The organism is Spongiibacter pelagi (assembly GCF_014705705.1).
Lineage (GTDB): Bacteria > Pseudomonadota > Gammaproteobacteria > Pseudomonadales > Spongiibacteraceae > Spongiibacter > Spongiibacter pelagi.
This window is the reverse complement of the sequence record NZ_JACXLD010000005.1, coordinates 127702-149598: the sequence shown is the minus strand read 5'-3', so window position 1 is coordinate 149598 and position 21897 is coordinate 127702. Positions and strand designations below refer to the sequence as shown.

The window sequence follows — 21897 nt, the reverse complement described above, 5'->3', positions numbered from 1 at the left end:
ACTATGCAATGTTTGCAGATTACGATGACATTAACTTTACGTGAACGACGACGCCTAGAAACCGCCAGAGACATACAGCGAGCCAGCCTCAAACTGGCCCGAGAGCGCGGCTTAGATAATCTGACCACCGAGGCCATTGCCGATGCGGTGGGCATTAGCACCCGCACTTTTTTCAATTATTACCCCAATAAAGAAGCCGCCTGCTTTGGCGAACCCCCTCGCTTTACCGAAGAAGCCAAGGCACAGCTTAGAGAAGGCACAGCAGCCCTGCCTGAAGACCTTAGAGCCTTCCTCAGTTTGCACTTTGAAGAAATGGCCGGCACCGAGGACATCATTCGCGATATAGGCCCACTGGCCCACGAAAACGAGAAATTGCGCTGGCTGCTAGATGAGCATTTACGGGATTTGGCAGTAGACCTCGCCAAGTGCTTAAAAACTCGATTACCCGGCAGCTCTGATAATGTGCGACTGGAAATTGCCAAATGGGCGCTGCAAAGCCTGGGCTCTGCGATAGATTTATGGCGGGCTAAGCCCAAGCAATCACTGAACAAAGCACTAAACGAAGTCTGGCGAATCAAACTTGAAGCCGTGCAATTGATTTTGGGTACCTATAATTAGAGGGCGATCACACTCAGGAAGTAGACATAGTGTTGATTTGCTAAATATACTAAAACGCTTATACACCCAAACAATTACAAGGAATGTAATGTTATGGTCAGCCCTACCCTCGTCGGCTCCCCTGCCAGCAGCCCTTCCGAATTTGCTCGGCGTCGCTTTGTTTCACTATTCATACTTGGTGCCATGTTTGTCTGCGGCCTCGTCACCACCGCCTCCATTTTCATGTTACCCATTGGCCCTATCGGCCAGAAACTGGTACGCAACTACGGCATTCTAATATCTGTCGGTTCCATCATTTCTCTGGTGATACTCGAGGTTTTTCAACACCGCAATTTTGCATTGAATACCTTTCTGGGGTTTCTTTGCTTTGGTCTTGCGATTATCACCATGAACACCGGCGGCATTGATGCACCGGGCAATACCATATTGGTGGTCATGCCCACCCTTGCCACACTCAGCATGGGCATACTTGCGGGCGCACTCTGGGCCTGCATCGTTGCCAGCTTTCTCTGCCTGCTCTATTGGAATCCGTATTCCTATCTGGATATCCGCAATATTATTCAGCCCTACAACAGTGAAATTGGTATTTTCATCAGTTGCATCGCCGCCATTTTCCTCGCTCTGCTTCCTACCGTTTACTATGAATTACACCAGCGCAAGCAACGCAAAATCATCAATAAAAAACACGATATGGCGGTGTACCACGCCACCCATGACCCCTTAACAGGGCTATACAATCGCCGCTATTTTATCGCCCAGCTCAAATCCCAAATCTGCAGCGATGCCACTGAACATTTTTCCGTGTTGTATATCGACCTCAACAATTTCAAACCCATCAATGATCGTTACGGCCACCACATTGGCGATGCCGTGTTATCAGAAGTTGCCAAACGACTGGCCTTTGTTTTTAGGGAGCAAGATTATTGCTGCCGCATGGGCGGCGATGAATTTGCGGTTTTACTCAAAGTCAGTGATAAAGCAGAGAAAGACCGATTTATTGAACGCGCCAATGCGATTTTCACCGAAGGTGTTAGTGTCGAAGAACAGTATCACCCACTCAGCGCGTCTATTGGCTGCGCAAACTATCCAAAAGACGGCACCAGTTTCGAAACCCTAATTAAACAAGCGGACAAGGATATGTACGCGGTTAAATACCGGCGCGAAATAGAGAGCCATGCCTAAGGTAAATCCTGATCTAGCAACTAATAATTAACAATCAACAATTAGCACCTAGCCACCCTAAATCTTTACATATATAAAAATGTAAAGATTGTGTTATTCTTACTTTTCATAAATTGTAAAGAGAAAAAGCCATGCCAAAAATCAGCGCAAAAGGGCAGATTACCCTGCCTGCCAGCCAAAGAGAGGCTATCGGCGTAAAACCAGGAGATGATATTGAAACTTTCGTGGTCGGCGATCAGATCAATATCGTTAAAAAGGTCACCGGCGCCGCCAAGGGCATGTTGAAACACGTCAAAGCAAAAGCATCAATAAGTGACGAGCAGTCAATGGAATCCACCCTGTCGTGATTGCTATTGATACCAATGTATTACTTCGGTATCTGCTCGAAGACGATGTGGTTCAATTTGCCAAAGCCAGCAAGTTAATCGAAGGCTCTGAAGCAGTACTGATCACCGACGTGGTTTTAGTGGAAACCATCTGGACACTTAAAGGCGCAAAATACCAACTGGACAAGCCAGAGCTTGTGGAGGTGATTAGGCGTCTATTTCAAGAACCCAATCTCCGATTTGAAGATGGCCAAGTCACTTGGCTTGCCCTTGATCAGTATCGAAAATCAAATGGTGTAGACTTCGCAGACGCGTTGATTGTGAACAAAGCGAAATCGACCGCCAATAGATTAGGTAGCGTATTCAAAGGATCTTATACCTTTGACAAAGCAGCACAAAAATTGCCCGGTGCAAAAGCGCCTCGATAGGCGATCAACAAAACTTCACTAACAACCAAAATCACTCATTAAGCGCTTTTTCATGACCATCAGCCCCGACCCAAAATCACCCACGGTTGCCGTTATTGGCGCTGGCCCAGCAGGGTTAATGGCCGCCGAACAGCTCGCGGCCAAGGGCTTTCGGGTTGAGGTGTTTGACGCTATGCCCAGCGCTGCGCGTAAATTTCTGCGCGCTGGTGTAGGCGGCATGAATATCACCCACGCGGAAGACTATTCTCAATTCATTCTTCGCTACGGCGATACCGCCGACGCCTTGCAACCATTTATTGACGCACTTCGCCCTGATGCGCTGCGGCAGTGGATTCACGATCTCGGCGTAGAAACCTTTGTTGGCACTTCGGGTCGGGTTTTCCCCAAAGAGATGAAAGCCGCTCCGCTATTGCGCGCATGGTTACATCGGCTGCGCGAGCAAGGTGTCGTTTTTCATCAGCGCCATCGCTGGACCGGCTTACGCACTGCTGAACATAAGCACCACTGGCAATTTCAAACCCCTCACGGCCAATTTGAACGCAGCTTCTCTGGTGTTGTTTTGGCACTTGGCGGAGCCAGTTGGCCACAGCTCGGCTCCGATGGTAGCTGGGCTAAAATTCTTGAAAAGCAAGGCTTAAGCATCGCAGCATTTCAAGCCAGCAACTGCGGTTTTGAACTTAATTGGAGTGACTACCTAAAAAAGCGCTTTGCCGGTACACCGCTAAAAAACATTCAGTTGAATTTAAAGAAAGCGGATGGGTCGCGAGAAAGCCGAATTGGCGAATGTTTGATTTCTGAATACGGTATTGAGGGCAGTCTCATTTACGCCCTAAGTGCGTCGATAAGAGATCAATTACAGCAAACAGGCGCAGCGCAGCTTTCTCTCGATTGGCTACCGCAAAATAGTCTTGAACAAATTACTGCGAAGCTGCAATCCACCCGCAAAGGCATCAGCACCAGCAATCTCTTGCAAAAGAAGCTGAAGTTGCCCGCCATAGCACACACACTATTACGCGAGTGCTGCCCCGACTTACAAATGAGCGACACGGCCTCATTAGCGCAGTGCTTGAAAAATATGCAATTACCCCCCATTCAAGCAACGCGCCCGATTGCCGAGGCAATTAGCACCGCAGGGGGGATTTCATTTTCAGAACTCAGCCCGGCCTTAATGTTGGAAAAATTGCCCGGTGTATTTGTCGCAGGAGAAATGCTGGACTGGGAGGCTCCCACTGGAGGCTATTTATTGACCGCCTGTTTTGCGACCGGCCAAGCAGCCGGACAAGGGCTTGCTAACTGGCTTAACGGCCAAGCCTGAAACAAATACTCAGGCCGATTCGAAACGCCAGAAACTAATACTGTAGGGCGACACTTTGCCGGTGAAGGGAATTGCCTGAAAATCATCGAGGGCAACTGTACCCGATTTAAAACGCAGCTTTTGACCGTTCAACCTCACCCGCCGACTGAGTAAACTCTTCGCCGTTAGCTCATAGCCTTCTACAATAAATTCCGATGCCACGCCCGCACGCTGCTCTGAAACAAAATCCAGGCTCACCACATGAGCCGCCAGATTAATCAGCATCAGCGTTTTACCCTTGCCCCCTTTGGCCGAATGCAAATAACAGCGCAAATGGGGTGAACCACTTTCAATCGCGAACACCTTGCGGCCCATCAATTGGGCCCACAACCAACTCACCCAATAATCCGGACGCGGCTTAAGGGTCAAGCGCGCAATCATGCCGTAGTCCCCGCCGATAAGAGACTGCCGCACCATCACTTTTTGGCCGAGTTTGGCCCCCATGCCAAGCTGATCGGCCCACCAAAAACTGGACACCCAGCGATCTGACAGTTCCGGCTGTCCGCCACATTGGGCGGAGCCAGTTTCCCCGGTCCATAATTCTGCGTGCGGTTGGTAGCCGGTTCGCAAGGCGCTTAGACGTTTGCTGTATTTGCCAAAATACTCAAAGGACTTTGGGTCGAGTAAATGATGCAGGCGCGCCGAGCGGGTACGAATCGGGCTGCGATCACTCTGAAAGGGATAGTAATGCCAATCGACGATATCCAGTTTGAAATCCAGGTTGGCCAAAAATCGCGGGGTGATATTACTAATCGGCTTTACGGTTTCACCCAGCTTGGGCCAAAAGGCACTGCCCGGCCCGGATATTTTTGATTTGGGAAATTGGCTTTTAACGATGTTGTAAAACTGGCCGTAATCCCGAGCCAGGTCAATCGCTCGTGGCTGCGACAGCACGCCGTGAAAAGCCCAGTACGCATTGAGCTCATTACCCAGCTCAAACACATCAATCTGGTAGCCCCGCACGTTGGAGTAATCCAGCAGCGCTAGTAATTCCTGCCCTTGCCAGCGCCCCTGATGCTCGCGTTTAAACAGGCCGTATTTGCAGGTAAAAATCAGTTTTAGATCGTTGCGAGAAATAAATGAATGCAAGTCATCCCACTGCTGCGTGGTGAGTACCAGCGCGTCGGCATCCCCTTCGGGGTTTTCAAAATAATGGATTTTGTCCGCTTCCGAGCCACCCACCCGCAAATACGCCGGCCCTAAAAGTTTTACCAAACGATCCAATTTAGCGGAATTTAAATTGAGCGGCAGTGTACGCAGCGTGCCCAAACCGCGACGGCTATCATTGGTACCTTCCCACCAAAAACCGCCAACCAGCACGGAAATATCTACAGAGAAAGACAAATAGCGCTTATCAATTTCAGCTACCGGCTCTGAATTATGTAAATACAATACCGCATGTTTTGCCGGCTCAGGCCGAGAATGCTTGCCCGGCACAAGAACAGAAAACGCATCCACAAGAAAATAAATCAGCTTGCGTAAATAGCGAATAATCATATCGTGAGGTTTAATAATTCACCTCCCCCTCGGCAGCATCACCACGCTTTGGCAGCGCACCGCGCACGGCAATCACTTTAGCCGCCATTTGGTGCCCCATCTCCAGCGCAGCCGATAAATCCATACCGGAAAATCGTGCAAACAGATAGCCCGCATTAAAGGCATCTCCTGCCCCGGTAGTGTCAATCACCGGGCCGCTATAAACACTTTTACGGCTTACGCACTGGCCCTCAAATACCGCCATCGCTTGCGCATCAGGCAGTTTCAAAACCACTTCCGCCACCCCTAATTCTCGATAAAAGCGAAGGACTTCTTCAGTATTGTCAAAACCCCACAGCGCTATTTCATCGTCTAAGGTGGGTAATGCCGCATCGCAAAGGGCAATGAGTTTTTTATACGCGGTTCGTGCTTTTTCCAAATCTGGCCACAGGCGCGGACGATAATTAGGATCGAATACCAGAGTGATATCACGGTGTTTTATTTGTTGAATAAACGTCCAGAAGCGTCCTTCAATATCGCCGTCCATCACCGCCAAGGTAATACCTGAAAGATAAACCACATCGCCTTCTTGCACGGTGTCGAGCAAGTGCTGGAGTTTATTATCGGAATTAAAAAGCTGGCGGGCCGCACTATTATCCCGCCAATAATAAAACTGGCGCTCACCACGCTGATCATTTTCGATCAGATAAAGACCGGGCAGTTCGCCCTGGGTGCGAACACAGGCTTTCATATCCAGCCCGTTAGCCTCTCCCATTATCACAATGGCATCGCTAAATTTATCCGCACCAATTTCGGTAAGATAAGCGACCTCGGCCCCAAGCCGAGCAAGATGAATCGCGGTATTATACGTATCCCCGGCAAAACCCAGATCAAAGCCCGCCTGGCCAGACCCAGGCGCCAGCTCAATCATCACTTCTCCTAGAGCAAGGAAGCGAGGCATGACTTTATCACTCATACCATCCTTACCAATTAAAAAGCGTGCCATCCTGCAAGCGGTTTACCGGCAAATAAGCGCGCTGATAGGGATATTTGGCCGCTAGCGATTCATCGATATCCACGCCATGACCCGGCGCATCACCCACTTTGAGATAGCCGTCTTCAAAGAGGTAGTCGCTTGGGAACACTTCGTCGGTGGCATCGGTGTGGCGCATATATTCCTGAATCCCAAAATTGGGCACCCAGGTATCAAAGTGCAGTGCCGCCCCCATACTCACCGGCGAGAGATCGGTCGCGCCGTGAAAGCCCGTACGCACATTGTAAATTTCTGCCAGCGCCGCAATGCGGCGAACATGACTAATACCGCCGGTGTGCACAATGGTTGAGCGGATGTAATCAATGAGCTGTTCGCTAATCAGGGTGTGACAGTCATAGATGGAATTAAACACTTCCCCCACCGCCAGCGGTGTCGTGGTGTGATGGCGAATCAGACGAAAGCGCTCCTGCAGCTCTGCCGGTACGGTATCTTCCAGCCAGAACAGACGATAAGGCTCTAAATCTTTACCCAGCCGCCCCGCTTCAATTGGACTCAAGCGATGGTGGCAGTCATGTAATAAGTGAACATCAAAGCCGTAGCTGTCGCGCAGACGCTCAAATAATTTGGGGACATGGTTAAGGTATTTTTCGGTAGACCAGACATTCTCTTCTGGCAGGTCGGCATTGGCTGGCTCATAAAACATTTTGTCGCCAGACACGCCATAGGTTGAGGGCAAACCGGGAATGCCACACTGCGCCCGAATTGCCTTATACCCCATATCCAGATAGCGCCCTACCTCTTCGGTGGTCTCGCCAATATCGGCACCGTTGGCATGGCCATAGACCATTACCCCTTCGCGGGAGCGGCCACCCAGCAACTGGTACAAGGGCATATTGGCCAGTTTGCCTTTAATATCCCACAGTGCCACATCAACGGCGGCAATGGCCGTCATGGTGACCGCGCCTCGGCGCCAGTAGCAGCCGCGATAGAGATATTGCCAAATATCTTCAATCTGCTGCGGGTCGCGACCAATCAGGCAGGGAATCACATGATCTTCCAGATAGGCCACCACCGCCATTTCACGGCCATTCAAGGTGGCATCGCCAATGCCATGCACACCTTCATCGGTGATAATTTTTAGGGTGACGAAGTTACGTCCGGGACAGCTAACAATGACTTTGGCATCAATGATTTTCATAAGACCTCGGCGCTCGGCCAACAAATAAATGTTGAGAACGAACACTGTAGGTCACAAAAGTTAAACATAAATGACATTGAATAGACGCGATTAAAAACCGATTTCCGGAGTCGCCATGCGCGTTCCAGCAAAGCTTCAGCTTCATCCCGACCGACTGCTGCCCGCCGATCCATCAATTCGCGCTATTGCCCGCAGCCTCTACGAGTCCGTTAAAGCACTGCCGATTATCAGCCCCCACGGCCATACCGACCCGAGCTGGTTTGCACTGAATAAGCCCTTTGAAAATGCCAGCGACTTACTGATCAAGCCAGATCACTATGTCTTTAGAATGCTGTACAGCCAGGGGATAACGCTCGACCAACTAGGCATTCCCCGCGCCGATGGCAGCCACAATGACGTCGACCCGCAAGAAGTCTGGAAATTGTTCGCCAATCATTACCACCTGTTCCGGGGCACACCCTCGCGAATGTGGTTGGACCATGTGTTTGCCGAAGTCTTCGGACTGGATATCGCGCTGAGCCAAGACACCGCTGAGATTTACTTCCAACACATCAACCAACAACTGGCAAAAGAAAGTTTCCGCCCTCGGGCCTTATTCGAGCGATTTAATATCGAGGTATTGGCCACCACGGAATCACCGCTAGACTCACTGGAACACCACGCCAGCATTTTACGCAGCGACTGGTCAGGACGAGTCATTACCAGTTTCCGACCCGACCCGGTGGTCGATCCCGAGTTTGAAGGTTTTACCGAAAATCTTTTGCGCCTTGCCGAACTCACCGGGGAAGACACCCACAACTGGCATGGCTATCTCGCGGCACTGCGTCAGCGCAGAGCATTCTTCAAGCAGCATGGCGCGACTGCCACCGACCACGGCCACCCCACAGCACTAACCGCCGACCTTTCAGAAAATGAATACGAAGTACTGTTCAGCAAGATTATTAGCGGCGATTTTACGGCGACAGAAGCAGAGCTGTTCCGCGCACAAATGCTGACCGAGATGGCGTCCATGAGTGTTGATGATGGCCTAGTGATGCAACTCCACCCCGGCGTATTTCGCAATCACAACCAACCATTGTTCGCCCAATTTGGCCGCGACAAAGGCGCCGATATTCCGCTGCAAACTGAATATGTCTACGCACTGCGGCCACTGCTTAATCGCTTCGGAGATCACCCCGATTTCAGCCTGATTATTTTCACCTTAGATGAAACCAGCTACGCCCGAGAATTAGCACCCTTGGCAGGGCACTACCCCTGCCTCAAGCTCGGCCCCGCTTGGTGGTTTAATGACAGCCCGGAAGGGATGCGCCGCTTTCGACAGCAAATGACTGAAACCGCAGGGTTTTACAATACCGTTGGATTTAATGATGACACCCGCGCCTTTTTATCCATTCCCGCCCGCCACGATGTCGCCCGCCGGATGGACTGCGGCTTTCTGGCGGAGCTGGTTGCCGACCACCGGCTAACAGAAACTGAAGCCACCGAGCTGGCCACTGAACTCAGTTATAACTTGGCTAAAAAAGCCTATCGGCTGTGAGCAATACCAAGATGCGTTTATCTGCACAAACCGCGGCTTCCCTTAAAACCCCGCTTCCCGAATATTTCAAGCAACGCCCGCAAGCCGGCATTGTTCACCTTGGTCTAGGCGCTTTTCACCGCGCGCATCAGGCATGGTATACCCACAAGGTACTTGAACAGTTTGGCGGAGACTGGCGCATTATCGGGGTCAGCCTGCGCAGCTCTAACGCTAGAGAACAGTTGCAGACACAGGATAATCTCTACACCTTGGAAGTTCGGGATGGCAACAGCACCCAGCGTGAAATTATCGGCGCCATAAGCGAGGTGATTGTTGCACCAGAATCACCCGAGCGCGTGATTCAAACCATAGCCTCAGCCACCACCCATGTCGTAACCCTGACCATTACCGAGAAGGGCTACTGCCTTTCCTCAGCCAGCGGCGAGCTAGACCTTTCTCACCCAGAAATTCAAAACGACTTACAACAGCCCAATTCACCACTAACCGCACTGGGCTTTCTAGCCGCCGCGCTGGCTCAGCGCAAAATGCAAAACCGCAGCGGATTAACGATTCTCTCTTGCGACAATATCGCCGCCAATGGCAAAAAACTTCGCGCGGCTCTACTCAAGTTTTGCCAGCAGCTTGACCCCGCCTTGGCTGATTGGGTTGATGAAAATTGTCGTTTTCCTTGCAGCATGGTGGATCGCATTGTTCCCGCAAGCAGTGAGACCGATATTCATCAACTAAAGCGAGATTGTGCTTACGAGGATCGCGCGGCGGTATTTACCGAGCCATTTAGCCAATGGGTGATCGAACAAAACTTTGCTGGGGCAGTGCCTGCCTGGGACAAGGTCGGCGCGGAATATGTAAGTGATGTCGCTCCATTTGAAGCAATGAAGCTACGGCTGCTGAATGCCAGCCATTCGGCGATTGCCTATATGGGTGCAGTGATGGCTTACCAAACGGTTGATGAGTTTATTGCTAATGCAACACTGCGCCAATTCATTGCGGAATTGATGCACGAAGAAGCTGCCCCAACGCTATCCCTGCCCGCAAGTTTCGATCTTGCCGCCTATGAACAGCAATTACTGCAACGCTTTGCCAACAGTGCACTGCGGCATCGCTGTCAACAAATTGCGATGGATGGTTCACAAAAAATCCCCAACCGCCTTCTACCCATTTTGCGCTGGCAATTAAACAATAATAAGCAAAGCTGGCGGACAAGCGCCGCGATTGCAGCATGGCTACGTTATTTAATGGGCAAGGATGAGACCGGGAACGCTTATCCCATTAATGACCCAATGAGCGCCCGTTTTAGCGAAGTATATGAAAAAGCCGCCGGGGATTCATCAGCTATCGTCACGAGTATGCTCAGCCTTCAAGAAATTTTCCCGATAGAGCTGCATAACAATGCCCGTGTTGTTGCAGAAATTACAGACTGGCTCAACGCCTTTCGGCAGCAAGGTATTCTTGCTGCCCTAGAAGCTAAAAATTAGAAACGCAGTAATTAATCAGAGTTTTATTAAAACCAAGCACTAACGCCGATAACAACTTGAGCATCTTCAATGTCGCCACCGGCGGCATAGTCTGCGGTTTTTCCATATTTTTTCTGCCAATTCACCCCGATATACGGTGCAAACTCCCGGCGAATTTCGTAGCGTAGGCGCAGCCCCACTTCCACATCGGCCAAGCCACTGCCGATTTCGGTCGCGGGATCATTTTTACCGTATAAATTAATTTCAATGTCCGGGCTTAATACTAAGCGCTGCGTTAGCATCCACTCGTATTCCGTCTCTAGGCGCAGGCCCACTTGCCCACCCTCGCCAAAAAACAAGGCCGCATCAATATCAAAGAAATACGGCGCCAAACCCTGCACGCCAATCACCGCCCATTTACGGCGTGGTTCTGGCTTATCATCAAAACGAGCGCCTAACTGAATATTCCAAAATGCGGATATGGCTCGGCTATAAAGCGCCTGCACTTCCAGCTCTTCAGTTTCGCCGCCTACGCGCTCGGCATCCAGTTTCAACCACAGCTTGCTGAGGTCATAACCTGCCCAAAGTTCACCCGCCAAGACTCGAGGGTTATCGCCTTCGGTATCACGGATTTCAAACTGGTCGAGCTTTCCCATCACCAGCAAGGGGTCGTCCTCACCCATTGCCTGTACTTGCAGGACCGTGAAGGCAAGCAGTGCAGACAAGAATTTGCTCAGCGTTTTCATGCCTTCTTCCCTCCGTGCTCAACCCGTACTTCGCGGTGCATACCCGGCATGTGATACAGCATGTGGCAGTGGTAGGCCCAACGCCCAAGGGCATCTGCAGTGACGAGATAACTGATTTTGGAGCCGGGCTGCACAATCACGGTATGTTTACGGGGAATGTAATCGGGGTCGCCGGTTTCCAATTCACTCCACATACCGTGCAGGTGCATGGGGTGAGTCATCATGGTGTCATTGACCAAGGTGATTCTTACCCGCTCGCCATAGTGCAGTCGAACCGGCTCGGCATCGGCGTATTTAATGCCATCGATAGACCACATATAGCGGGACATATTGCCGGTAAGGTGCATTTGAATCTCCCGCTCCGGATCGCGCTTATCTAGCGTCGGCGTTAGATTGCGAATATCGGCGTAGCGTAAAACTTTACGTCCATAAAGCTGCGCGTGGTCGCGCAGGCCAATACCCTGATCATCCAAGCCACTCAGCGGGCTCATCGCCTGCATATCCGTTTGCGGTCCCCGCTCGCTGGGCTTGTGTACGACCGGCGCTTGGCTGCCAAAACCGGCGGGGCCGGGCTTACTGTTCATTACATGGGCATTCATTGCCTGAGAATGCATAGAGTGTCCGGACATATCATGCTTCATAGTGCTCATGTCATGCCCCATATCGTTACCCATGGCACTCATATCATGATCCATCACGCCCATATCGTGACCGTCATGCGCCATACCCATATCCCGATGACTCAATACCGGACGCGGATCCATGGCTGGAATCAACGCTTGCAAGCTGGGATCTGGCGCCAGCGTGCCCCTGGCATAACCGGTGCGATCAATCGATTGGGCAAATACGGTGTAAGCCTGATCCGCCGCCGGCTCCACAATCACATCGTAGGTTTCCGCCGTGGCGATGCGAAATTCATCTACCGTGACCGGCTCAATATTCTGGCCATCTGCCGCCACCACCGTCATTTTCAAGCCGGGAATGCGCACATCAAAAATGCTCATGGCTGAACCATTAATAAAACGCAGGCGAATTTTTTCACCTTTACTAAATAGCCCCATCCAACCGGATGCAGGGGTATTGCCGTTCATTAAATAGGTGTAGGTATAGCCGGTGACATCGGCAATATCGGCCTGACTCATGCGCATCTGGTTCCACATCTTGCGCGCCTGCCACGTTTTGGTTACGCCTTTTTCACGGATCTCGTGCCAAAGATCGCCAACCGTACGCTCCTGAAAATTGTAGTAATGACTCAGTTTTTTCAGATTGGCATAAATACTTTCCGGGGAAGTGTCCGACCAATCCGACAACAACACTACATACTCCCGATCAAAGGCCACCGGGTCAGGCTCTTTAGGATCAATAACAATCGCCCCATAAAGCCCGGTCTGTTCTTGAAAACCGGAATGGGAGTGGTACCAATAGGTGCCGCTCTGCTTAACATCAAAACGATATTCAAAAGTCTCACCGGGCTTGATCCCGGCATAACTCAGCCCCGGCACCCCATCCATTTGGTAGGGCAGAATCATCCCGTGCCAGTGCAGTGAGGTATCGTGGGCCAGATGATTCGTTACCCGCAGGCTTACCTGTTCGCCTTCTTTCCAACGCAATATCGGCGCGGGCAAGCTGCCATTCACCGTGGTCGCGGTACGCTCAGCCCCGGTGAAATTCACCTGTTGGTAGCCAATATCCAGATTAAATTGCCTACCGCTAAGCACCGCCGGCTGAGCCGCTAACAGGCCCGCCGCTCTAACCTTAGCCGAGGGCAATCCCAGGCTTGTTAGCGCCATGCCAGTGCTAACACCGGTTACAAACTGTCGACGTGATAGTGAATCAAACACAATTACATTCTCTTCAATTCGTTTGTGGTTCTACGGATCAAGATTATCTTTTGATTTTGGCCAGACTAAACCTTGTACCCAACTCTAGGGTCAAGCGCATATTGTATAAAGCCATCCGTAAGACTTAACATAAGTCCGGTAGGTTCATAGGAATTCACAAGGAGTGTTTATGTCAGACACCACGATATTAGTGCTTGCTTTTGGATCGGCCGCCACCGCATTAAGCATTCCCTTTATGTTTATTATTTATCAGGAAGCGATCGCCTCATTTTTGAAAAAGCGGCTGAATAAATCGTAAGAAAATCTGGGGGATAGAAAAGCCCCCCAGAATTCAGAATCACCACATCAGATCGTCGGGGATTTGGTAATCCGCATAAGGATCATCTTCTTCTACCCCATTGCTGCTGAAGACATTCAGCAGCAATATCGCGGACTCATCGCGCTGCTGGATTTTCTGGGCAATAACCGCAGGCACCAATTCATACTGCTCGCGTAATTTCACAATCGCCAGCGCGCCATTAACCAATTGGGTTTGTAGCTTGGCGGTGACATGGAGCTTTTTGATTTTCTTACCGTCGGTAAAGTTATAGGGAATATCACCCTGATCCCGGCTGACGCGATTCAACTCAATCAATTGAATAATCTGCGCCTGAATCGCTTTTTTCTCAGCTTCAGCATTGCGCTGGCGGTTGATTTCACGATCGCGCTCAGCCTTATCCGCCAAGGCTTGCTGGGCCGCCACCTTGGTTTCATCAACAACAGTTTTACCCTTATTCTGCTTAGCGGTTTTACGCTGCTCTTGTTTGATTTTCTTGGCTTTGCGCTCATCAGCCATGCCCGCTTTCAGCAGTTGTTCCTGCAGTGATGCCATTGCCTTATAACCTTAAATTCTTGTACGAGACTGGCAATGTTACGCGATAGCGCGCAGTGCTAGAAGCAAAAAAGCCACATGCTCAAGGCGAGGGCGAGCATGCGGCAAACAGCTTGCGATAAATCCGAAAGGAGGATTATTTTGCCTTGGGTGTTAACACTACTTTCATGGATTCATAGCCATTAACAAAGTTCGAATGTACGCGCACAGGCTCACCAACAACGCGAATATCGTCAAAGCGTTTGAGAATTTCCTCCCAGGTAATACGCAGTTGCATTTCACCTAGGCGATTCCCCATGCAGCGGTGAATACCCAAGCCGAACGACAAGTGTTGTCTGGCGCGCGCCCGATCAACAATCACCCGGTCTGGATTTTCGATCATCCGTTCATCCCGGTTGCCCGAGACATACCACATCACCACTTTGTCGCCCTTCTTAATCAGCTTGCCACCCAGTTCATAATCCCGAGTCGCAATCCGGCGCATATGGGCGAGCGGGGTTTGCCAGCGAATGATCTCGGAGACCATATTGGGAATAAGCTCAGGATTGGCTTTGAGCTTGGCAAACTCGTCGGGGAACTGATTCATTGCCAACACGCTGCCTGAAATAGAGTTGCGAGTAGTGTCATTACCGCCAACAATAAGAAGGCCGAGGTTGCCCATAAATTCTTCCGTACGGTGAATCATGTCGCGGGTGTTTTCATTGGCCTCCATCAGGCTGATCAAGTCAAAACCCGGCGCATTTCCCGCAGCACGAAACTGGGCTTTTTGCTGCCACAAAGCCCCAAAGGTATTCACCATATCGAACAGTGCGGTAATGCGCTCATCGTGATCGACCGTACCGCCAGACAACTCCGGTGCACCCGTAGCTACATCAGACCAGTAAATCAGTTTGTGACGATCTTCATAGGGGAAGTCGAAAATCGTGGCCAACATCTGCGAGGTGAGTTCTTTAGAGACGGAAGACACCCATTCGATCTCTTCGCCAATAGGAAGGGAATCGAGAATTTCAGAGATGCGCTCACGAATTAAACCTTCCATTTGTGCGAGATTTTTTGGTGCGACTACCGGCTGTACCGCCGCGCGCTGTTCATCGTGCTTAGGCGGATCCATAGAAATGAAATTGGAAACAGGCAAGGAATCGTCCGGCTCACCGATCATGATGAATGGCTCGGAGGAAAACACTTCATGGTTGGTATCTACCGCGACAATATCTTCAAAGCGCGTTATTGACCAAAACGGGCCAAATGGACTGTCCTTCAAATAATGCACCGGATCTTCATCTCGAACCCGACGAAAATAAGCGCCCCACTGATTCTCTGCATACAAACGCGGATCACTCAGATTAATCTGATCCAGCGGCACAGAATAAGGATCGGGCAAAGCGTCGATTTTTACAGCGGTGTTGTTAGTCATTATTGTCACCTCGTTTTACATTTGAAATTCTGGAAGATTAACCACCAGACCACTGAGCTCTGGACTCAATGAAATCTGACAGGCAAGGCGTGACCGCTCGTTTTTTTCAGGCGTCATTTCCAGCATGGTGATTTCAATATCACTGGCGCTTCCCACTTTGTCTAACCACTCAGTAGACACCATCACATGGCAGGTGCCACAGGCGCAGGCACCACCGCAATCGGCATCAATACCGGGCACACCGTTATCAATGGCCGCCTGCATCACGTTTGTACCGGCATCAGCACTGACAGTATGTTCAGCGCCACTGTGCTCTATAAAAGTTAGCTCGATCACGCTCTTCTCCTTATTGATTGTTTAATTGCGCAGCATGGGAGAATCGTAAGGGCGCAAAGCTTGTCATTTGCAGACGAAAACCAATCAAAACAGGACAAGCCACCTTGGCTTATTCTTGAAGATTAATGGATAAAAAATGAAGGGAATTAACTGCCGCTGCGGAATTGCTTAGGGGTGAGGCCAGTCACTGCCTTAAAGGCGCGAGAGAAATTCGAATCACTGGTATAACCACTGGCCTGTGCAATTTTACAAATCGGCTGCTCAGAACTTTCCAGCAAAAACTTGGCGTAATCGATGGAGACCTGCTGCTTAATATCAACAAAAGAACTTTGTTCTTGGTGCAGCCGCCGCGCAAGGGTACGCTCAGAGATATTCATGGTTTCGGCAAGCGCTTGAATATTTAATGGCATTCCCACAGCCAAGCGTTCACCCAGCAGTTTTCTGACCCGTGTCGCGGTTGGCGTCGAGCTGCCTTGCTCCCTATCACAGGTGTTGCGCAAGCTGCTATAAACTTGATCAAAGGTACTTTGATTATGGGTATAAAGCGGCTGCATCAGATGGTGTTTTTCAAACACCAATTCAAGCAGATTTTGGGAGAAGTAAAATTTTGCCGCAAACTGCTTTTCATAATCTGCCAGATTACCCAGTGGCTCATGGCGAAGAGACACCCTCACCGGTGGATCAGGCAACTGAGCAAACAGGCGCAGGTTTAATACATAACCACAAACCGACTCATCCAGCTCTCGTTGAACATCGCCAAAATCCATTGCCGGCCTAAGAATTATATGCTGCTGCTGGCCCGTGCTTAGCACCTCGAAATGATAGGCAGGCATAACGGTGTAGGCAAAATCCGTCATCACCTCTAATGCTTGTTTCACATTTTTAGCGGTAAACGACGCCAAACCAAACATACCGCCGGGCACCGTAATCGGCACAAACTCGGCTAACTGAACAGACAAAGGCGGTGAAGGCATGGCGATTTCTTTGCAAGCTCGGAATAGCTCTCGAAATTGCCAGCCGGTGATATGCGCATCTTTGCGAGAAATTTGTGCCGGTGTAATACAGCAACGCTGATAGAGCGCACTTAGCTTCCGGTTTCTACGCTCAAAGAACTTTTCCCCTAAATCCAATAAGGCGATAGGGAATACAGGATCATCAAAACTCGGTTCTTTGGCCGCCGGATTTATCATCTTTTTAAATTCTTATTGTTAGGGATGTTCTGATTAATGACTTGGCTGACAATGAATATAACCAGCACAGCTTATTTCTGTCCAGCGATTTGCAGGAAACGCCAGCGAATGCAGCGAGTAAGAAAATTTGTCCTTTTTTTGAATACTTATGGCGGCAATTCATAAGAGCGAAAGATTAGCCTAATCCCTGAAAATTTGTCTTACCTTAAGGGATAAAAACAATGAACCTAAGCAGAAAGAAACTTAGTGTTGCAATTGCACTAAGTGGTCTAGGCTTTACTCAAAGCTCACTCGCCGCACCCGTCCTTGAAGAGGTTTTTGTCACTGCACAGAAGCGCTCAGAAAGCACACAGGACACACCGATTGCCATTACCGGCATGTCGGAAAACACCTTGGAAAAATTTGGTTTTTCCAGCGCTAACGATATTTCTGCGCAAGTGCCTAATATGCAAGTCAGCGGCCCCTATGGCGACGTTCAGCCTATTTTTTCTATTCGCGGCGTCAGTATGTCTGACTACAGCTCCAATCAAGCCAGCCCAATCGGGGTGTATAACGACGAAGCCTATATGGGCGCGGTTTATACCCACGGCATGAGCTTTTTTGATGTGGCCCGGCTTGAGGTATTGCGTGGCCCGCAAGGCACCTTGTACGGCAAAAACACCACCGGCGGTGCAATCAATATCGTCACCAAAACACCGGAGATTGGTGATGGCCTGCACTTTAATGCCAAGCAGGGCGTGGGCAATTACAACAGCCATAAAGGCGATTACGGCATTGAAGGCACCTTGATTGAAGACAAGCTGGCCGCACGACTGGCTTACTCATACTCCCGTCGCGATGGTTATTATGAAAACGCCTTGGGTGGGCCAGATTTATCCCAGCAGGACTTTCAAGGCGCACGCCTAGTGTTCAATTTTGATCTGAACGACAAGATCAATATGGTATTCAAATACACCCACTCAGAAAATGACGGCCTCGCCAGCCCCAGCCGCAATGAACCCCGAGGGGATTTATCAAAGAATCCGGAGCTGGTTACCGCTCTGGAAACTTCCGGTGTGGGCGTTTATGACCGCAAGAATAACGGCTTTCAAGACAACACCGGCTACTCTCGCCCTGCCGAAGGGCTCGATTATTACGAGGTGCAGGACAACTTCACCGGACCGCTCATCGTCAATCTCGACCTGCTGGTACACACCATGCAATACGTGACTGATGATTACACGGTCACCTCGATTACCTCGATCAACAATTCCGACTACCACCAGTTGCAAAATGTGGACGGCAGCCCGCAGGAATTATTGGAGATTGACTGGAATGTAGAAACGCAGGCCTTCAGTCAGGACCTGCGGATATCAACCACACTGTACGAAGATTTTGATTTAATCGCCGGGGCGTATTACGCCACCGAAGATATGCAGTTACACAATAATTACTGTATTTACGGCACCCCACCAGACACCCGCACCGCCGCCACCTTCCCCGGTGTTACCGGCTATTATCCTTACTTGTTGGACTTTGGTTGCATTGACCAACGCATGGATACCGAAAAGGAAAGCTTCGCCCTGTATAGCCAGATGCGCTGGAATATCACCGCCAATCTAGGCATGGATATCGGCTTGCGCTACACCGACGATAAAATCGATTTGCCTTATTTGAATGTTTCTCGCTTAGCTTATGACGGTTCGCCCCGCGGCACCTGGGTGCCCGGCAATAATTCCGGTGTCGACAATATCTTTGTCCCGGTCAATGTCGGCGGTCAGAGCCCATTAGAACCCGACCTTCTTGTTGCCGGCATCCTCGACGGCAGCGTCGGCTTAGATCAGCTTCTTCTCACCGCGCAAACGGGTTATACCCATGGCCCCTATACCGATGAGTCGGCCAAACCCTTGTCTGCCCATGAACAGGAATGGACCGGAAAAATCGGCTTGGATTATCGCTTCAACGACAACTTGATGATGTACACCAGCTTTAGTCGCGGCTTCCGCTCCGGCAATTTTAATGCCGGCGTTTACTATGAAGAACGCGAATTCGAAAACGCCTACGCCGCTCCCGAATTCCTCAATGCTTACGAGCTGGGTTTTAAAGCGGACTTCTGGGACCAACGCGCCCGGATTAACAGCGCACTGTTTTATTACGACTATACCAACCAGCAATTTATCAATGTTGTCGGCGTATCCAACTTCCTTGAAAACGCCGGCGGCTCAAAAATTTACGGTTTGGAATCTGAGATGTTTTTTGCGCTAACTGAAAAACTCACCATGCAATTTGGGCTGGGCTTGTTGGAGTCTGAATACACCGATTTGTACCTTTCTAATGTACAGACTGTGAACAATGACGACGACGAAGTAGACCTCTCTGGCAATGAATTAATTTCTGCACCGGCACTGAGCGCCAATATTTCCATCGACTGGGAGATTCTCAGCAACGAGCACGGCTACCTGAGCATGAATGTCAACGGCAATTACCAGGACGATCAGTGGTATAGCGCGTATAACGACAAGATCGGCTACGAAAATATTCGCCAAGAGGCTTACGCGCTCTACAATGCCAGACTCACATGGTTTAGTAGTAACGAAGACTACAGCATCTCCGTTTGGGGCAAGAATATTACCGGCACCGAATACGATGGCTATGCCATCAACTTACAAGCTGGCTTTGGGTTTGATTACTTTCAACAGGGTGCGCCCACAACTTATGGCCTAGAGTTCAGCTATCGCTATTGATCGCTGCTCTCGTCCAGCCAAGTTATCCCCGCCTCATCAATTCGGCGTAGATCTCGCCAGCCAATCCCACCAAAGGTTTACATTGTAAACCTTTGGTTTTAGCATCCTCAAAAAATAGTGGGGGTGTCACAATGAGCGCGCTTTTCCAATTACGCCGAGAAATTTTAACCGAAGCCTTGATATCGCTTTCAGGATTGCAGGCTTATGCTATTTCAAGAAAAGAGGCAAAACGGCCCCGCTCCAAACCGACGTCAACTCCGATAGCCAAGCCCGTTACCCCTGAAGATTTTCGCCCCCTAGAACACCAGTGTTTTCAAAACCCTTACGCCTTTTACAAAGTACTGCGCGATAGCCACCCACTCTATCAACTGGAAAACGGCATCTACTGTGTTTCTCGCTATGAGGATATTGTTGCCGTCAGTCGCGACGTAGAAACCTATTCATCTACTCACCAAGGGGTAATTGCCGGGCTGAAAAAAGGGCAGGACTTACTCGCGCAAATCAAGCAGTTCGACACCCTTAGCGCGCTTGGCATTATCCCCGCAGATGTTTTAGCCACATCGGATCAACCCAGCCACACCAGCGAGCGCAAAGTCGGACACGGCATGTTAAACGCCCGCTTTGTTAAAAAAATGGAAGAAGAAGTCGACGTACTTTGCAGCCAGATGCTGGACGAGTTTCTCGACCGGGGCCAGGTCGAATTTATGGCGGAATTTGGCTGGAAGTTACCTATGCTTCTGATCGTCCGTTTACTTGGCTTGCCTGAAGCGGATTTTCCCAAAATCAAACAGTGGTGTGTGCACGGCATCAATTCACAAAGCGGTATTACCAGCTCCGCCGAGTTAATACGCGACCGCAGTGAAACCCTGAAATTTCTGCGCTACTGCTGGCGTAAATACAATGCGGCCAAGAAAAATCCGCAGCAAAATTTTATAGGTATGCTCGTCGCAGCGGCAGCCGATCCCGACACGGACTTTGATGATAAACGCGCCGTCAGCACTATTTTTCAATTGCTGATTGCCGGCAGCGATTCCTCGGCAACGTCCATGGGCAATGCTTTAAAAATGCTGATTGAGAACCCGGATATTCAGCAGCAAATTCGTGCCGACCTCGATTTATTACCCGCCTTCATCGAAGAAGTTTTTCGCATGGAGTCGGCCTTTCAAGGCCATTTTCGTTGGGTTAAAAAAGATACCGAATTGCACGGCGTTACGCTCGAAAAAGGCAGCCGTGTCTTTTTAATGTGGGCCTCGGGCAACCGCGACGATCGTGTTTTCCCAAACCCCGATGCGATCGACCTTAATCGCGCCAATGGCAAAAAGCACCTCACCTTTGGTCACGGCATTCACGCTTGTTTGGGTAGGGAGCTGGCCAGAATTGAAATCCGAATTGTGCTGCAGCAGTTTTTAGAAAAAACCGAAAATCTGGAGATTGTCGGCGACAGCCCCTTTATCGCATCCATGTTTGCCCGCACACTCGTCCAGTTACCTATTCGCTTCGACAAACGCGTTGCTCGTAATGACCAGTAAAGCCACACGATCACCCTATCTAAAAAAACAGGACTATATCGACGCCGCGCTCGAGGTTGTTGATGCACAGGGCTTGGATAAACTCTCTGTGCGCGCAGTGGCCGATCGCTTAGGTGTCAGCCAAATGGCCTTGTACAAACACTTTAAAAACAAGGATGCGTTGCTGTCAGCCACTCTCGATGAGTTTATCTACCGCGCTGATGTCATTCCCAGCAACCGCCTCGGCTGGGAAAACTGGACGCTTACCATGGCGCAAAGAATGTATGAGGCTCTGTACCGCGACAGCAAATGGGTAAGCAAGCTCGGCAGCTTCACGGTCGGCCCCACCGGCTTAACAGTAACCCGCACCTTTATCGACAAACTGATTCGCTCGGGCTTTTCCGAGCAGACCGCTCTGCACGCTTATTTCGCCATGATTCATGCCGTACTTGGCGCAGTGACCATTCAAACCGCGCTGGATGCCAATCAGCCTGTAAGCACCAGCAAAGCACGAGCAACCGCCACCGAAACAGAAGCCGCCACATTCGACAAGATGCCCCGCCAAATCGACATCAGCCTGCCGCTACTAATAAGCGCCTTAAAACAAGAATTAGTTGATAAAAATTAAGCTGTTAGCCTTTATAACAGTAAGCCTTTTGCAGTAGAAACTGCGGAGCTACTACTCAAAACAGCAATTTTGC

At 50.1% G+C, this 21897-nt stretch carries 20 protein-coding genes; 11 read left to right on the top strand and 9 right to left on the bottom strand.

What is annotated here, in order from left to right; all coding sequences use genetic code 11:
- Nucleotides 1-24 precede the first annotated feature (24 nt).
- The 5 genes from IB286_RS10445 (at nt 25) to IB286_RS10425 (ending at nt 3869) form a co-directional block, all read left to right on the top strand.
- Nucleotides 25-618 carry a TetR/AcrR family transcriptional regulator gene (locus tag IB286_RS10445; protein WP_190765255.1) on the top strand — a complete coding sequence of 198 codons (594 nt, stop codon included), beginning with the start codon at nt 25-27 and terminating at the stop codon, nt 616-618.
- A gap of 93 nt (nt 619-711) precedes the next feature.
- Nucleotides 712-1800, top strand: a complete 1089-nt coding sequence (locus IB286_RS10440; RefSeq protein WP_190765253.1) for a GGDEF domain-containing protein — start codon at nt 712-714, stop codon at nt 1798-1800.
- A 131-nt stretch (nt 1801-1931) separates the two neighbouring features.
- Nucleotides 1932-2147, top strand: a complete 216-nt coding sequence (locus IB286_RS10435; protein WP_190765251.1) for an AbrB/MazE/SpoVT family DNA-binding domain-containing protein — start codon at nt 1932-1934, stop codon at nt 2145-2147.
- On the top strand, nt 2144-2554 hold the full coding sequence (locus IB286_RS10430) for a PIN domain-containing protein (protein WP_190765249.1): 411 nt from the start codon (nt 2144-2146) through the stop codon (nt 2552-2554). Before IB286_RS10435 ends, IB286_RS10430 begins: the two co-directional genes overlap by 4 nt.
- Nucleotides 2555-2606: 52 nt before the next feature.
- Nucleotides 2607-3869 carry a BaiN/RdsA family NAD(P)/FAD-dependent oxidoreductase gene (locus IB286_RS10425; protein ID WP_190765247.1) on the top strand — a complete coding sequence of 421 codons (1263 nt, stop codon included), beginning with the start codon at nt 2607-2609 and terminating at the stop codon, nt 3867-3869.
- A 9-nt stretch (nt 3870-3878) separates the two neighbouring features.
- Here the strand turns inward: IB286_RS10425 and IB286_RS10420 are convergent, their stop codons facing one another.
- Genes IB286_RS10420 through manD form a run of 3 tightly spaced genes read right to left on the bottom strand, consistent with a single transcriptional unit; the run spans nt 3879 to nt 7576 of the window.
- Nucleotides 3879-5405, bottom strand: a complete 1527-nt coding sequence (locus IB286_RS10420) for a glycosyl hydrolase family 79 N-terminal domain-containing protein (protein ID WP_190765245.1) — start codon at nt 5403-5405, stop codon at nt 3879-3881.
- A gap of 10 nt (nt 5406-5415) precedes the next feature.
- Nucleotides 5416-6360 (bottom strand): sugar kinase, encoded by a 945-nt coding sequence (locus IB286_RS10415; RefSeq protein ID WP_190765243.1) that lies wholly within the window; start codon nt 6358-6360, stop codon nt 5416-5418.
- Nucleotides 6361-6367: 7 nt separating this feature from the next.
- Nucleotides 6368-7576 (bottom strand): D-mannonate dehydratase ManD, encoded by a 1209-nt coding sequence (gene manD / locus IB286_RS10410; RefSeq protein ID WP_190765241.1) that lies wholly within the window; start codon nt 7574-7576, stop codon nt 6368-6370.
- Between the two features lie 115 nt (nt 7577-7691).
- Between manD and uxaC the strand changes: the two genes are divergently transcribed.
- Nucleotides 7692-9113 carry a glucuronate isomerase gene (gene uxaC / locus IB286_RS10405; RefSeq protein ID WP_190765239.1) on the top strand — a complete coding sequence of 474 codons (1422 nt, stop codon included), beginning with the start codon at nt 7692-7694 and terminating at the stop codon, nt 9111-9113.
- Entirely contained in the window at nt 9110-10588 is a 1479-nt protein-coding gene (locus IB286_RS15635; protein ID WP_190765237.1) for a mannitol dehydrogenase family protein, read from the top strand. The genes uxaC and IB286_RS15635 overlap by 4 nt, the downstream gene beginning before the upstream one ends.
- A 26-nt stretch (nt 10589-10614) precedes the next feature.
- Here the strand turns inward: IB286_RS15635 and IB286_RS10395 are convergent, their stop codons facing one another.
- Both IB286_RS10395 and IB286_RS10390 read right to left on the bottom strand, forming a co-directional pair.
- Nucleotides 10615-11313: a copper resistance protein B gene (locus tag IB286_RS10395; protein ID WP_190765235.1), complete on the bottom strand. Its 699-nt coding sequence runs from the start codon at nt 11311-11313 to the stop codon at nt 10615-10617.
- A complete protein-coding gene (locus IB286_RS10390) occupies nt 11310-13154 on the bottom strand; it encodes a copper resistance system multicopper oxidase (RefSeq protein WP_317889741.1) in 1845 nt (614 codons plus the stop codon). Before IB286_RS10390 ends, IB286_RS10395 begins: the two co-directional genes overlap by 4 nt.
- A 169-nt stretch (nt 13155-13323) precedes the next feature.
- On the opposite strand from IB286_RS10390, the gene IB286_RS15630 reads away from it, so the two are divergent.
- A complete protein-coding gene (locus IB286_RS15630) occupies nt 13324-13452 on the top strand; it encodes a hypothetical protein (RefSeq protein WP_263399079.1) in 129 nt (42 codons plus the stop codon).
- A gap of 39 nt (nt 13453-13491) precedes the next feature.
- Here IB286_RS15630 and IB286_RS10385 read toward each other — a convergent pair whose 3' ends face one another.
- The 4 genes from IB286_RS10385 to IB286_RS10370 all read right to left on the bottom strand — a co-directional run bounded on the left by IB286_RS10385 (nt 13492) and on the right by IB286_RS10370 (nt 16965).
- The gene (locus IB286_RS10385) at nt 13492-14025 is read right to left on the bottom strand and encodes a DUF2058 domain-containing protein (RefSeq protein WP_190765233.1); all 534 of its coding nucleotides are present in this window, start codon (nt 14023-14025) and stop codon (nt 13492-13494) included.
- 136 nt (nt 14026-14161) lie between these two features.
- Nucleotides 14162-15439 (bottom strand): cytochrome P450, encoded by a 1278-nt coding sequence (locus tag IB286_RS10380; RefSeq protein ID WP_190765231.1) that lies wholly within the window; start codon nt 15437-15439, stop codon nt 14162-14164.
- 15 nt (nt 15440-15454) lie between these two features.
- Nucleotides 15455-15775, bottom strand: a complete 321-nt coding sequence (locus IB286_RS10375) for a 2Fe-2S iron-sulfur cluster-binding protein (RefSeq protein WP_190765229.1) — start codon at nt 15773-15775, stop codon at nt 15455-15457.
- A gap of 146 nt (nt 15776-15921) precedes the next feature.
- Nucleotides 15922-16965, bottom strand: coding sequence for an AraC family transcriptional regulator (locus IB286_RS10370; protein ID WP_190765227.1), 1044 nt, complete (start codon nt 16963-16965; stop codon nt 15922-15924).
- 221 nt (nt 16966-17186) lie between these two features.
- Here IB286_RS10370 and IB286_RS10365 point away from each other — a divergent pair, with 221 nt between their 5' ends.
- The 3 genes from IB286_RS10365 (at nt 17187) to IB286_RS10355 (ending at nt 21824) form a co-directional block, all read left to right on the top strand.
- Nucleotides 17187-19688, top strand: coding sequence for a TonB-dependent receptor (locus tag IB286_RS10365; protein ID WP_190765225.1), 2502 nt, complete (start codon nt 17187-17189; stop codon nt 19686-19688).
- 131 nt (nt 19689-19819) lie between these two features.
- On the top strand, nt 19820-21217 hold the full coding sequence (locus tag IB286_RS10360) for a cytochrome P450 (RefSeq protein ID WP_190765223.1): 1398 nt from the start codon (nt 19820-19822) through the stop codon (nt 21215-21217).
- Nucleotides 21207-21824, top strand: coding sequence for a TetR family transcriptional regulator (locus IB286_RS10355; RefSeq protein WP_190765221.1), 618 nt, complete (start codon nt 21207-21209; stop codon nt 21822-21824). Before IB286_RS10360 ends, IB286_RS10355 begins: the two co-directional genes overlap by 11 nt.
- Nucleotides 21825-21897: the final 73 nt, after the last annotated feature.